Raw genomic sequence first — 13674 nt, 5'->3', positions numbered from 1 at the left:
TATTTACCATCATTTTTTAAATTTTATAGAGCCATACCTGTGTTAGCGATGTATTTTCTTATTGCTTTTTCCGGTATGAGTCAGGATCTTTCTACCAGCATTTGGTATTTTGGAAATAGCAGCGAGTTTATTTCTTTTTCAGGCGGAGAGTTTCAGCTAAATAATGGCCAAACTCCAATAGGTCAAGGAGGTTCCGCTGTGCTGACAGATCCTCAAACCGGTCAGGTCTTGTTTTATACAGATGGAAATGTAATTATTGATGCGGATGGGAATCAAATGGCTGGTGTTATGCCAGGAGGTGATAATACTTCCACTCAACCAGTTGCAATTATTCCCAGGCTGGGTGAACCTGAGCAATATTATGTTTATTATATAAAAGGAGGCGAAGTATTATACGCTATTGTCGATATGTCTCTTCCCGGAAATGGCACTACTGCTGAACCCCTTGGAGAAATTATATCAATCGATAATCAACCTGCAACCCCTTTGCCTAACCGATCAGGAGCTTTATTAGTCGTGTCAGATGGGGCTGGAGGATATTATTTATTATCGCAAGAGGCGAATACAAATACAGTTACCGTTTCTTTAATATCACTAACAGATGGAATTCAATCATCACAGGACATATCATTTCCTTCTTTAAATAATTTTACAGTAGAGAATTTTGCTTTTCACGGGCCAACTGGCAAATTAGCGATCAATACAGGTTCTACTTTACCAAATCCCTTTATCGCCGATGTTGATTTGAGTACTAACACACTGACTTTTGATCAATATATAATGAATCTTAATTCAAAGGGAGGCGAAGCTGTGAGTATGGCGTGGTCTCCTTCGGGTAGGTTCTTATACATTTCTTTTGATCATGATACCGGATTAGATAATGTCTATCGATATGATATGCAAAATCCGGATGTATTAATGACAGGGTTATTGGATAATCTTAATCAGACCGTAAATCAAACTCTTGGAATTACAATCGGACCGGATGATAATATTTACTTTCTCGGTAGAACAGGGTCAGGAGCCGTAGATGCTTACCGGTTTAATAATCCTGATAGTACAAACTTCTTTTTTGATGTAGAAAGACTAACAACATTGACAGGTTCCGGTTTTGATGGAAGTGGTTTTCCTCAATTCAGCGGATATAATCTAGCCAATCCAAATCTGAGCTTTGGTTATACAAGAGCATGCTCTGAATTAGAAACCTTCCTTTATCCTGAATTTGAAAGATCACCGGATAGTATTGTATGGAGATCAAATGGAGCAGTAATAAGCAGGGATATGATTCCGAGGGTCATCTTTGATAATCCCGGTAATGTGAATGTGACTGTAACAGCATATTACGGGGTGATTCCGTAATGACAACACTTCCTGTTACAATACAGGATTCCCAGGGATTAACAGCTCAATTACAAGATACAACGATATGCCCGGGTACAATCACACTTGATCCGATGGCGAGTGGTGGTTCTGGTAATTTTTCCTATTACTGGTCTACAGATGAAACTTCCCCGACAATCGATGTTGATAGTTCCGGAATTTACTGGGTAACTGTACAGGATGAGATCACAGGATGTGCCACATCTGCCCGTTCTCAGGTTACTGTTGTCGGTGATACCTTAAATGAGCAAGACTCATACTGGTTTTTTGGCGATGGTGCCGGAATTTATTTTGATTTTGAAAACGGTCCGCAAGTATCACCAGGCGGTCTTACAAATAATTTATTAGGTGGAGACACTTATGTAGATAATTTGGGTAGAGTCTGGTTTTATACCGATGGTGTAAATGTCTATAATACATTTGGTATGGATAATTCTATAAGTCACGATCTCATGCCTGGCGGATCTTTAATCGAAGATGGGGAAGCATCACAATCAACAATAATAGTAGATGTACCGGGAGATGAATCGATGAAATATATTTTTACCACTGAACCCTATGGCTCCAGTGCAGATGGGACTTACCGGTTGGGGATGACTCTGGTCGATCTTACTGAAATTCAAAATACTCAGATAGGAGAGGCCGTGGCAACTGAGCAATCATCTTATCTGTTTAATGATGTTACAGATGCTGTTGCTATTTCTGATGATGACCGATGGTTGATTGCTCATGAATTAGAAACGAATAGTTTCCTTGCTTGGGAAATTACAGCGGAAGGAGTCGGTTCTCCTATTAAATCTCAGGTGGGATCAGTGCATGGAACAGGTTCGACCGGAGAAATGGAATTGTATTTAGGTGGGATGGTTGATAGCACTGAAGTGAATTGGTTAGCGACGACAGTTCCTGGTGAAAATGCGATCGAAATCTTTCAGTTTAATGATTCAACGGGTACGATTTCAGACCCTGTAAGAATAGATCTTGGTTCCACACCTTTTGGACTTGAATTTCATAGCGGGGGAAGAAAGCTTGCAATATCGACAAGTGATGGTACAGTTTATGAAATCGATCTTACTTCTTTTGATGCTGCAGAAATACAAGCATCTTTAACTGCATTAAATGCTACAGGGTCAGCGCCAGGAGGTAATATTGGTGCTTTACAAACCGCCCCAAATGGAACTATTTATCTTGCTATAGAAGGTCAGTCTCAATTGTTTCCGGTAATTGCAGCCGATACCGGAATGGTTTCCACCATAAATTATGATCAGGGAATTGATACTGGCGGTACAGTAGGTCAACTGCTTCCAAGAAACAGGCAGGGAGGAGTAAGTTTAGGTCAGACACCTTCAATAGCGAGCGGTCCGGCGTGTTTTGGTTCACCAACTTTATTTACTGGTAACTATCGATATGATATAGATACATATACCTGGAATTTTGGGGATGGAAACACATCTACCCAGCAGAATCCACAACATCAATATTCTGCACCAGGAGAATATATAGTTACTTTAAGGCTTACAAGGTGTGGAGGCACCGTTGTTCCTGATGATGTGTTAACAGATACTGTAACAGTTTACCAGTTGCCAACAGATCCTATGTTAGAACCAAGTCAGGTGCTATGTGATGAACCACCTTTAACATTAGATGCAACTAACGGTGATGATAATATTGTTTATTATACCTGGTCTACACGTGGAGCAGTAATCGATAGTACCGCCACATTGGCCGTTCCGGATATTGGTACCTATGAATTTAGTATAATAAACGAAGGAGGTTGTGAAACCACTGGTGAAGTTTTAGTTATTGAACCAATTCCATTAGATCTTGGTCCGGATGCAGCTCTGTGTGAAGGTGAAGAATTAACATTTGATACAGGAATTGCAGGAAATGATTTGCACAACTGGTATGTAGATGGTTCAAGCCTGGGAAATAATACCAATACACAAGACGTAGATACTTCTGTTCCGGGATTATTTGAATATGTAGTTGAAGTTCGGGATCCGGCAAGTGATCCTGCACAACCCTGCCTGGTTAGAGATACAGTAACAATTCAAGTTAACCAGACGCCATTATTTAATCTTACAGGAAATGAAATTGTCTGTGGAGCAAATGATGGGCAAATTGATTTAGATATCACTTCCACAGGTACTTATACTTTTGATGTAACAAATACAGGTGATAATACTTTAGTGACCAGTCAAACGGGAGTAACAGGACCAGTCAATATCCCTGTTACAGGTGATATTCCAGCAGAGATTTATTTGGTAAACGTAGTTGATGAACAAACTGCTTGTGCTGCCCAGGATAATGTCACTGTGAACAGTAGTGCTTTTAATCTTACTTCAGCAGTGAATGTAGAATGTGAAGAAGGAACCAACTCTATTTTAGTAGGGAATCTTCCTTCTGGAATGTTTGATTTTGAAATCACAAATACTGAAACAAATCAAACGGAAGTAAGATCAAATATTTCTTCTGATGCTTCCGGGGAAGTTTTATTAGATGGGTTGATTTATGGTAATTATAATGTTTCAGTTGAACATGTAGCGTGTAATTATTCATTTACAGATCTACTAATAGAAAATCCATCTAATTTTGAGATTGATGTTCAGCCTGAATCAACTGTAATTTGTCGAGCAGCCGGAGAAACTTTTACAGTAGATGCAGTGTTTCTGGTAGGAGATAATACAAATAAAACCTTTAGCTGGTTCAGGGATGGAGTTGCTTTTCCAAATGGCAACACTCAATCAATTGAAATATCTCAATCAGGTGACTATAGTGTAGAAGTTACTGATGCCTCAGGTTGTACTGTAGCAGATGCTGAATTTATTGAAGTCAATAATAATCCTTCAGCAATCATAAATCAGGATGGTAATGCTTGTGAAGGAGAGGTTGTATTATTAGCCTCTGCAAGTCCCACTACTGAAAATTATGCCTTCAGATGGATGCGTCCTGATGGAACAACAGCTACCGGTCCCTCATTAACCATAACTGACCCGGCTGCTTCGGGAACTTATAGTTTAACAGCGATAAGTGTAACTACAGGCTGTGAAAACCAATTATCAACTGATGTTGAGGTTTATGAACCATTAGAAGTTTTTGCATCGCCAAACTCTGTACAATGTAATGATGGAAGTGATGTTTCTTTTATTGCACAAGCGAATAAAACCAATGTTACGTATGAGTGGTTTGGTGTTAATGGGAATCCGATACCTGACACTAATTCGCCTACTTTTGAAACAAATGCTGAAGGTGGTGTGATTTCGGTTGAAGTTACCGATGAGAATGGTTGCTCAGTAAGAGAAAACCTGGTTATCAACCGTAATCCTGTCGGAACTAGTGAGCTTCAGGACAGAGCTGAGATTTGTTCATTTATTGGAAGTGAAAATCCTGAATTATCAACGACAACTTTAATTGCTGATCTTGATAATGAATTCCTGACCTACCAGTGGTTTTATGAGGGTACTCCGGTTGGTACTAATACTCCGGAATACACAACTGAAGTAGGGAGACCTGGAGGGGAATATTCAGTATCAATGGAAAATGTTTTTGGATGTGTGGTTACTGATTCTGTAATAGTAGAAGACAATTGCACACCTACATTTGGTGCTCCAAATGCTATCAGACCAAATAGCAGCGTGGATGATAATCAACGGTTTAAAATCTTTCCGAGATTTGTATCTCCTGATGATTTTGAACTCGTAATCTACAACCGATGGGGAGAATTGATTTACTATACCAATGATATAGATTTTGAATGGGATGCAACCCATAACGGGAAAGATGTTCCGGTTGGATCATATGTTTATGTAGCTACTTTTAAAAGTGAATTCGATGACGGAGAATATTATAATCAACGGGGTGGTGTAACAGTTTTGAGATAAATTTATTTTTAATGAAGTTAGTTTTTAAAACAGCAACCCGGTTTTTGCCGTTATTTTTGTGAACAATAAATAAAAAAGACTTTTATGATCACGATAATATCTCCTTCAAAAACACAGGATTTTTCTGATGTTGATTTTAAAATAGATAGCTCAGTACCGGAATTTTTGAATGAATCTAAAAAATTAGTAAAAGAACTGAAAAAGCTATCTGTCCCGGAACTAGAATCTTTGATGGATATATCCAAAAACCTCGCTGAGTTAAATTCTCAGAGGTACGATGAATTTAAAACCCCGTTTAATGAGGGTAATGCAAAGCAGGCCCTTGCTGCATTTAAAGGTGATGTCTATACTGGATTTGATCTGGAAAGTTATTCGGAAAGTGATTTTGAATTTGCGCAGGATCACCTAAGAATTTTATCCGGTTTATATGGATTATTAAAACCTCTGGATTTGATTCAGCCCTACAGATTGGAGATGAAGACCAAACTTGGGAATGAGCGGGGAAAGACCTTTATAAATTCTGGGGAGACCGGCCTACGGAAAAACTAAATAAGCAATTTAAAAATCACCAATATAAAATTTTACTCAACCTGGCTTCAAATGAATATTTCAAAGTAATAGATAAGAAAAAACTGGATGCTGATATTGTAACGCCTGTATTTAAAGAGATTAAAGGTGATAAAGCAAAGGTAGTTGCTATTTTCGCCAAAAAGGCAAGGGGTGAAATGGCTGATTTTATAATAAAAAATAAGATTTATGATCCCGAACAAATAAAATCATTTGAGGGAATGGGTTATTCTTATAATGAAGATTTATCTAATAAATCTGAATGGGTTTTTACCCGGGAATCTTAAAGTTTAGCAATTGCTTCAATAGCGATTTTAGCAGCCATTGGCAATCTGTTAACTTCAATTACAGAACATACTGGCTGTTGAAGTTTAAAGAAAGATTCATATGTTCTTTTAATCTTTGAGATCTCAGCAATATCTGTAACGAATATTGTCGTTTTGACCAGGTCCACGAAGTTTAACTGTTTTAATTCGAGAACTTCCCTTAAGTTTAACATTACTTGCAATGTTTGACTTTCAATATCGTTACCTGACAAGCGACCATTATTATGGTCAAGCGGGATTTGAGCAGAACAGAATAAAAAGTTTTCTGTAATTATCGCATCAGGTGCTGATAGAACATTGTCTGAGTGCTTTTTTATAGTTTCCATGTGGGTCTATGAATAACTTGCTGTACTGAACCTGTTTTTAATATTAAATTAATTATATATTAATATACACAATTATAAAGCAACTAACTATTTCATTATTAATTAATTATAAGGGTTATGAAAAACATTTTATTAATAGTCTTTCTAGCGACAATTTCATTTGCTAATTTTTCATTTACTAATACTGACCGGACAGATGATCAAATATTTAATACGAATCTGAAGTTAACTGTATTAGATGAAATGGGTAATCCTGTTGAAGGAGCTACAATAAAATTGTACGAAAATGAAGAAGATTATAATGCCTCTGAAAATCATATCAAGGAAGTTTTTAAGACTGATAAAAGAGGTAGGGTAACTATCAAAGATCTTGATGCTGAGAAATATTTTGTCAATGTGGAGAAAGGAGACCTTAATAACTACATGACTGGTAATATAGTTGGCCCTTTAGAAAATGCTAAGCTGAATAAAGCAAATATTATTATTAATTAATATGGTATTTGAACTTCCGCTGGTACTGGATCAAATAAATATCACAGACCCGAAAGAGAAGGAGTATTTAAAATTGATGCTAAGGTTACATTTTAAAGAGCCCAAGGCCTATAGCAGGGAGTCTTTAAAGGCACATTTTACTGCATCGGCGATATTGATTGATTCGGCAGCTGAAAACATCCTTTTACTTCATCATAAAAAACTAGACCGTTGGCTACAACCAGGGGGGCATGCAGATGGTAATAAATGCTTACCGGAAGTTTCGATGAAGGAATTACATGAAGAAACTAACGCTGTCAGCGCAAAGCTGATGAATATTATTCCTTTCGATCTGGATATTCATACAATTCCAGAAAACAAGAATGAACCTGAACATCAACATTATGATTTGAGGTTTTTATGGATAACTGATAATTTGAATGAGGTAAGAAGCAATAAGGAATCTAAGGGATTAAAGTGGATTCCTGTTAAAGAGTTGGCAGAGTTTACGGGTGGTGAAAGTTCCTTTGTCAGAATTCAAAAAAAAATAATTAGTATTCAAAAGAACCTTTTGGAAACTCAAGGAGCTTAGTTAAATTAAAGACAACCTATTTCTGGGATTATTGAAAAGAGCGGCTATTTTTACCGCCTAAAGAAAACTTGCCAATGAAAATTGTAATCTTATCACGCAACCCGTCTCTTTACTCGACTAGTAGATTGGTTGAGGCAGCTGAAGCCCGCGGTCATGAAACTCGAGTTATCAATCACACTAAATGTAATATTCTGATTGAAAAGAAAAACCCTCAAATTTTCTACAATGGAGAAGAGATTAAAGATGTCGATGCTATAATTCCTAGAATTGGAGCTTCAGTTACTTTTTATGGCACTGCTGTTGTGAGGCAATTTGAAATGATGAATGTTTTTACTACAGTAGATTCGCAATCATTAGTAAGGTCTCGTGATAAGCTTAGGTCCTTTCAGGTATTAAGTCGAGCAGGTTTAGGTCTTCCCAAAACCGTCTTTACAAATTATTCCAGGGATGTTGAATCTATTATTGAACAGGTAGGTGGAGCTCCTCTTATTATAAAGCTACTTGAAGGGACACAAGGTCTTGGGGTTGTTTTAGCAGAAACCAGAAAAGCTGCAAGTTCAGTATTGGAGGCTTTTAATGGGCTTAAAGCCAGAGTGATAGTTCAGGAGTTTATTTCCGAAGCAAAAGGTGCTGATATTCGTGCTTTTGTAGTGGATGGTAGAGTTGTTGGAGCAATCAAAAGGCAGGGTAAACAAGGGGAGTTCAGGTCAAATCTCCACCGGGGAGGTACTGCTGAAGTTATAGAATTATCCAGAGAAGAGGAAATAGCAGCTGTCAGGGCTGCCAGATCTTTAAAGTTGGGGGTAGCAGGTGTAGATATGCTTCAGTCGGAAAGAGGACCTCTTATTATTGAGGTGAATAGTTCTCCCGGACTCGAAGGAATCGAAAAGGCAACGGGCAAGGATGTCGCAGGTGAGATTATCAAATTTATAGAAACCAATAGCTAATAGTTAATCTTGATGTGGGGTATGTAAATGTTTAGCTGAAACATCCACGAGAAATGTTTTAGCCAGAACCTTTCTTCCTATTAATATTGGGTATCTCATATCAGACCTGTCGCTAAAACTAAGGTCGACCATTTTGGACTTATGACCGATTTTAATTTTAGTTCTGATAAAGTACCTCTTTAATCGATCACCAAACGAGCTTTTAACTTTTGTTACTTTAAAGTCTGTAAATCTTTTCTCTATTGGAGTGTCACCCATAAGGTCAAGAGTAACTATCAAGGTTTCTTTCCCTTTAATTGTTTTAACCTTTAAATCTTTATAGTGAATCGCACTTCTATACGCTCCTGTATCAATTTTAGCCTCGATTCTTTCCAGGTGTAATTCAGGGAGATCCACCAATTCAAGTCTGCCTATTATTTCCATACTAAGTCAAATATATTATTAATAATTCTGATTATTCATGCTAAAGTTTAATTCTTTATTCGAAAAACTAATTAGATATGTATTTTTATGTTAATATCGTATAACAATGTTTTTGTATAAAATAGTTTATCCATGGAGATATCGCTTAAAAATCGCAGAGCTTTAGTTTGTGGGAGCTCCAGAGGTATTGGTAAAGCAATAGCTATAGGTCTGGCAGCCTCAGGAGCGTCAATCACACTGATTTCCAGAAATAAGGAAAGGCTGAAACAAGTAGCAGCTGAATTGGACACGTCAATGGGGCAAGTCCATGATGTAATTTCTGCTGATTTCAATGAGCCTCATTTGGTAGAAAAAGCAGTGAATACCTATTTAAGCGAAGGAAAAGATATAGACATACTTATTAATAATACCGGAGGACCTTCACCAGGTCTGGCTTTTGAATCAGAACCTGCTCTTTATCAAAATGCCTTTTCAGCTCATCTCATTGTTAATCAAATTTTACTTCAGGCTTTATTGCCTCATATGCAAAATCAACAATTCGGTCGGGTGATAAATATCGTGTCTACCTCCGTAAAAGCACCTATTCCAGGATTAGGGGTATCTAATACCATAAGAGGAGCTGTTGCTAACTGGTCAAAAACATTGTCAGCTGAATTAGCTGGTTTTGGTATTACCGTAAATAATGTACTTCCGGGGCTTACTAAAACCGATAGATTGAAGAGTTTAATTCAAAGTCGGGCAGAAGCCGAGCGAATATCTTATATGGAAATGGAAGATCGAATGATGAAGTCAGTTCCGGCAGGAAGATTTGCAGAACCTGAGGAAATTGCAAATATCGTTGTATTTTTAGCTTCGAATAAAGCATCGTATATTAACGGAGTGAGTTTATCAGTTGATGGAGGAAAGACCCCTGTTCAATAATTGTGAAAAGCGTTTTTTTATATTTTATTTCATTTTTTTTTATTTCGGTATTTCCCTATAAAGGATTTGCCCAGGTAGACCGTTTCTTTTTTGAAGAACTTGATTATGGTGATAAAATAGAAGCGATAGATTCTTTAAATGCATACGCCTGGGAGATAAAATCATCAGATATATCTACTTCCCTCGATATATCTAAAGCAGTTATGAATGAGTCTATTTTAATAGATTACACAAAAGGGAGGGCCGCAGCACTTCAAACTTTAGGATATCTTAATTATATGCTTGGTAACTACTCCCAGGCGACAGAATTGTATTTAAAAGGATTAAGATCTTATGAAGAAATCAATGATGTCAAAGGTCAGGTAGTAGTTACGAATGCCATGGGGCTACTTTATTATCAAATGGGAAGAAAGGAATTGGCTCTTGATTACTATGACAGAGCAGAGCGATTGGCGAGTGATATAAAACTGTATGAATACATTTCGAGGATTGATAACAATAAAGGGATTTTATACCTGGCTATTAATCAGCCGGAGAAAGCTCTTGATAGTTTCGAAAAGTCTTTGGTTTATATGGAACAGGCCAATGATAGCAGAGGTATGGCCTATCTTTATAACAATATAGGAGAATCACATCTGAAATTGAATAATTTTGATTCTGCACAATATTACTTCGATCTTTCTTTAAATATTAAGGAGCACATCAAGGATAATTATGGAATTGCCTATACTTTATTAAAATCTTCTGATTTATATAAGCGCAGAGGAGATACATCAAAAGCTCTTACAACACTTAATAAAGGGATAAAAGTCGCTCAGGATTATTCGGGAGGCCCGCTGCTAATGGATTTTTACCGGGTAAAGTATAATCTATTAAAAGAGAAGGGAAGGCTTCCAGAGGCATTGTATGTGATGGAGCAATACAATAATCTAAGAGATTCGCTAAATCTTAAAGAAGAAAAACTTAAGGTAGCCAGCCTTGAGTTGAGCAGGCAATTGGAGGATAAGGTAAGCGAATTGAATCTTGCGAGAGAAGTTCAGGCCAGAAATAAAATGAATAACCTTCTTCTCGCTGGATTGATCATTCTACTAATTGGTTTTATTATCGTTATATCATTGTATTACCAGCAAAAGGTAAGAGCAAACAAAGAACTCCAGGAGTTGGTAAAGATCAAAGATGAGCTGTTTACTATCATATCACACGATTATAGAGCACCTTTGAAATCTCTTAGAGGTATGCTGGAATTAATGAAAATGGGAGGTATCTCAGATAGAGAATTACAATTTCTAACGGCAGAAATGCTGGTGAGATTTGATCAGACAGATGAAATGCTCACAAATCTTTTACATTGGGCTAAAAGTAGTATCGATGATCAACAACTAATTCCGGAATCTTTTACTGTAAAGCAAATTCTAATTGAATCTGTCAGCTCTTTTGATAATCTTGCCCGGCAAAAGCAACTCGATGTCAGGCTTGATGTTCCGGAGGAAATGAAATTTATTACTGATAAGAATGCATTTTTATTTATTATGAGAAATCTCATATCGAATGCAATGAAATTTAGTAAAGATAATAGCATAGTCCATGTAAATGCCAGCAAAAGTAATGATGAGTTAATTATTGAAGTCCAGGACTTTGGTTTTGGTATCCCACCCGAACAGATAGAAAACCTATTTAGATGGAAGGCTACAGGCAGAAGTGGTCTAACTCAGGGAGTAGGTATTGGCTTAATGCTATGCTATGATCTGGCAAGAAAATTAAACGGACAACTTACCGCTGAATCTCATCCTCAGGAAGGAAGTACTTTTATTCTTCGTCTTCCTAAAATAAATAATTATATCTAAGAATAATATCTGTAAGGATTCTTTTAAACAGGATATTGCTTTGATACTTCAGATAAATTAAACATTTCTGATTTTTATGGATTAAATTATAGTGTATCGGTCATCGCTTACGATCGAACACTTAATCATAAAAAGCAATAGACCCTATGCTCAATAAATTCAAATCTATCATTCGTCTTGTAAAAAGTCTTGATGTTGATAAAGTAAATGCTTTAGCTCAAAAAATAGATTTTAACGAAGCCCTTTCAGCTTTAGATAAATTAGATGATAAGCAGCTTAAGCAAATGATGAAGATGTTAAAAGGCGGAGATGAAAATAATGAACTGCCATGGATAGATGGGGATTTTTATAATTTGCATTCTACTCTACCCCTGGAAGATAGAAAGGTGCAAATGCAGGTTAGAGATTTCATGCATCAGGAAGTAGCTCCAATTATCAATGATTATTGGCGAAAAGATGAGTTTCCTAAAGAGTTAATCCCCAAGCTAGCAGAACTAGATATCTGTGGTTTGACTTACCAGGGATATGGATGTCCAGGAAAAAGTTTTCTTTTAGAAGGATTTGTAGCTATGGAAATGGCTAAAACAGATACAAGTATTTCAACTTTTTTTGGAGTACAAAGTGGGCTCTGTATGGGGTCGATTTATCTTTTAGGATCCGAAGAGCAAAAGGAATACTGGCTGCCAAAACTACAAAAGTTTGAAAAAATAGGTGCTTTCGGACTTACAGAGCCTAAAGTAGGTTCTGCAGTAGCCGGAGGACTAACTACTACTGTTAAAAAAGAAGGAGATTCCTGGATTTTAAACGGACAAAAGAAATGGATAGGTAATGCTACGTTTTCTGATATTGTTATCATCTATGCCAGGGATCTTGATGATGGACACGTAAAGGGTTTTATAGTAGAAACAGATACACCTGGTTTTAAAGCTGAAAAGATCAAGGATAAAATGGCTCTGAGGGTCGTTCAAAATGCAACGATCACCATGGAAAACTGTAAGGTGCCTGATTCTGCTAAGCTCGAAAAAGCAAACTCTTTTAAAGATCTTGCTGCTGTATTGCGAATGACGAGGGCTTCTGTTGCGTGGCAGGCAGTAGGATGTGCACGAGGAGCCTATGAATATGCAGTTCAATATACTCATGACAGGAAGCAATTTGGTAAATCTATAAGCAGCTTTCAACTTATCCAGGACCACCTCGTTACGATGTTAAGTAATTTGACAGCCATGCAGAACATGTGTTATAGATTGTCTAAAATGCAGGATAATGGTGAATTAAAAGATGAACATGCCAGTCTTGCTAAAGTTTTTTGTACTCTAAGAACCCGTGATATTGTGAGTACAGCCAGAGAAGTGATGGGAGGAAATGGGATTTTATTAGAATATAATGTCGCCAGATTTGTTGCTGATGCTGAAGCTATTTACAGCTATGAAGGGACTAAGGAAATTAATTCACTAATTGTCGGAAGAGCAATAACAGGAAAAAGTGCATTTATTTAATCAATCATAAACCAATAAAGTGATATGAAAATTAAAAGAAAAGCTACAGCTGTCTGGAAGGGAGCTGGTAAAACAGGTAAAGGAACACTTTCTACCCAAAGCGGGGTTTTAAAAGACAGTAATTATGGATTTTCGTCCAGGTTTGAAGATGGTGAAGGTACAAATCCTGAAGAACTTGTTGGGGCAGCTCATGCAGGCTGTTTTTCAATGAAGCTTGCTTTTGTCTTACAGGAAAATGACTTCGAAGCTGAAGAAATTAATACTGAATCTCAGGTGATCCTTGAAGATGGAGCTATCAAAGAAGTGTTTCTAATAACAAAAGTTAAAGTAGCCGGCCTTGAAAATGATAAATTTACTGAAATGGTGAATGATGCAAAGGACAATTGCCCAATTTCAAAGCTACTTGATGCTAAGATCAATCTGGAAGCTGAATTACTTTAAAATAATACTAATTAGGGCTGATCCTTACAGCCCTAATTAATTTTTAATCCGGATCTTGAATC

Annotated in this window: 11 protein-coding genes and 1 pseudogene; 10 read left to right on the top strand and 2 right to left on the bottom strand. The window is 37.0% G+C overall.

Annotated elements, in window-relative coordinates:
• Positions 1-48: 48 nt before the first annotated feature.
• The 3 genes and pseudogenes from DCC35_RS17595 (at position 49) to yaaA (ending at position 6112) form a co-directional block, all read left to right on the top strand.
• Complete coding sequence (locus DCC35_RS17595) at positions 49-1359, top strand: hypothetical protein (RefSeq protein ID WP_137092034.1); 1311 nt, start codon at positions 49-51, stop codon at positions 1357-1359.
• On the top strand, positions 1359-5258 hold the full coding sequence (locus DCC35_RS17590; RefSeq protein WP_137092033.1) for a PKD domain-containing protein: 3900 nt from the start codon (positions 1359-1361) through the stop codon (positions 5256-5258). Before DCC35_RS17595 ends, DCC35_RS17590 begins: the two co-directional genes overlap by 1 nt.
• A gap of 84 nt (positions 5259-5342) precedes the next feature.
• Positions 5343-6112: pseudogene (gene yaaA / locus DCC35_RS22160) on the top strand (peroxide stress protein YaaA).
• Here yaaA and DCC35_RS17580 read toward each other — a convergent pair.
• Positions 6109-6477, bottom strand: coding sequence for a Rid family hydrolase (locus DCC35_RS17580; protein WP_137092032.1), 369 nt, complete (start codon positions 6475-6477; stop codon positions 6109-6111). The pseudogene yaaA and the gene DCC35_RS17580 sit on opposite strands and share 4 nt — an antisense overlap.
• Before the next feature lie 117 nt (positions 6478-6594).
• Between DCC35_RS17580 and DCC35_RS17575 the strand changes: the two genes are divergently transcribed.
• The 3 genes from DCC35_RS17575 (at position 6595) to rimK (ending at position 8487) form a co-directional block, all read left to right on the top strand.
• Positions 6595-6969 (top strand): carboxypeptidase-like regulatory domain-containing protein, encoded by a 375-nt coding sequence (locus DCC35_RS17575; RefSeq protein ID WP_175402862.1) that lies wholly within the window; start codon positions 6595-6597, stop codon positions 6967-6969.
• A 1-nt stretch (position 6970) separates the two neighbouring features.
• The gene (locus tag DCC35_RS17570; RefSeq protein ID WP_137092031.1) at positions 6971-7540 is read left to right on the top strand and encodes an NUDIX hydrolase; all 570 of its coding nucleotides are present in this window, start codon (positions 6971-6973) and stop codon (positions 7538-7540) included.
• Between the two features lie 74 nt (positions 7541-7614).
• Positions 7615-8487: a 30S ribosomal protein S6--L-glutamate ligase gene (rimK, locus tag DCC35_RS17565; protein ID WP_137092030.1), complete on the top strand. Its 873-nt coding sequence runs from the start codon at positions 7615-7617 to the stop codon at positions 8485-8487.
• Between the two features lie 3 nt (positions 8488-8490).
• On the opposite strand, the gene DCC35_RS17560 is transcribed toward rimK, so the two are convergent.
• Positions 8491-8910 carry an ATP-dependent zinc protease family protein gene (locus DCC35_RS17560; RefSeq protein ID WP_137092029.1) on the bottom strand — a complete coding sequence of 140 codons (420 nt, stop codon included), beginning with the start codon at positions 8908-8910 and terminating at the stop codon, positions 8491-8493.
• Between the two features lie 132 nt (positions 8911-9042).
• Between DCC35_RS17560 and DCC35_RS17555 the strand changes: the two genes are divergently transcribed.
• From DCC35_RS17555 to DCC35_RS17540, 4 genes are all read left to right on the top strand, one after another.
• The gene (locus tag DCC35_RS17555) at positions 9043-9831 is read left to right on the top strand and encodes an SDR family oxidoreductase (protein ID WP_137092028.1); all 789 of its coding nucleotides are present in this window, start codon (positions 9043-9045) and stop codon (positions 9829-9831) included.
• 2 nt (positions 9832-9833) lie between these two features.
• A complete protein-coding gene (locus DCC35_RS17550) occupies positions 9834-11675 on the top strand; it encodes a tetratricopeptide repeat-containing sensor histidine kinase (RefSeq protein WP_137092027.1) in 1842 nt (613 codons plus the stop codon).
• 146 nt (positions 11676-11821) lie between these two features.
• Positions 11822-13171 (top strand): acyl-CoA dehydrogenase family protein, encoded by a 1350-nt coding sequence (locus DCC35_RS17545; RefSeq protein ID WP_137092026.1) that lies wholly within the window; start codon positions 11822-11824, stop codon positions 13169-13171.
• Between the two features lie 24 nt (positions 13172-13195).
• The gene (locus tag DCC35_RS17540; RefSeq protein ID WP_175402861.1) at positions 13196-13612 is read left to right on the top strand and encodes an OsmC family peroxiredoxin; all 417 of its coding nucleotides are present in this window, start codon (positions 13196-13198) and stop codon (positions 13610-13612) included.
• Positions 13613-13674 lie beyond the last annotated feature (62 nt).

Origin of the sequence: Mangrovivirga cuniculi (genome assembly GCF_005166025.1) — a bacterium.
Taxonomy (GTDB): Bacteria; Bacteroidota; Bacteroidia; order Cytophagales; family Cyclobacteriaceae; genus Mangrovivirga; species Mangrovivirga cuniculi.
The sequence above is the reverse complement of the archived record's forward strand: the minus strand, read 5'-3'. Positions and strand labels throughout refer to the sequence as shown.

Excerpts from the sequence above, each read along its gene's own strand:
- DCC35_RS17545 (WP_137092026.1), top strand. The coding sequence starts at position 11,822 with ATGCTCAATAAATTCAAATCTATCATTCGTCTTGTAAAAAGTCTTGAT.
- DCC35_RS17580 (WP_137092032.1), bottom strand. The coding sequence starts at position 6,477 with ATGGAAACTATAAAAAAGCACTCAGACAATGTTCTATCAGCACCTGAT.
- rimK (WP_137092030.1), top strand. The coding sequence starts at position 7,615 with ATGAAAATTGTAATCTTATCACGCAACCCGTCTCTTTACTCGACTAGT.
- DCC35_RS17575 (WP_175402862.1), top strand. The coding sequence starts at position 6,595 with ATGAAAAACATTTTATTAATAGTCTTTCTAGCGACAATTTCATTTGCT.
- DCC35_RS17555 (WP_137092028.1), top strand. The coding sequence starts at position 9,043 with ATGGAGATATCGCTTAAAAATCGCAGAGCTTTAGTTTGTGGGAGCTCC.
- DCC35_RS17595 (WP_137092034.1), top strand. The coding sequence starts at position 49 with ATGTATTTTCTTATTGCTTTTTCCGGTATGAGTCAGGATCTTTCTACC.
- DCC35_RS17570 (WP_137092031.1), top strand. The coding sequence starts at position 6,971 with ATGGTATTTGAACTTCCGCTGGTACTGGATCAAATAAATATCACAGAC.
- DCC35_RS17540 (WP_175402861.1), top strand. The coding sequence starts at position 13,196 with ATGAAAATTAAAAGAAAAGCTACAGCTGTCTGGAAGGGAGCTGGTAAA.
- DCC35_RS17560 (WP_137092029.1), bottom strand. The coding sequence starts at position 8,910 with ATGGAAATAATAGGCAGACTTGAATTGGTGGATCTCCCTGAATTACAC.
- DCC35_RS17590 (WP_137092033.1), top strand. The coding sequence starts at position 1,359 with ATGACAACACTTCCTGTTACAATACAGGATTCCCAGGGATTAACAGCT.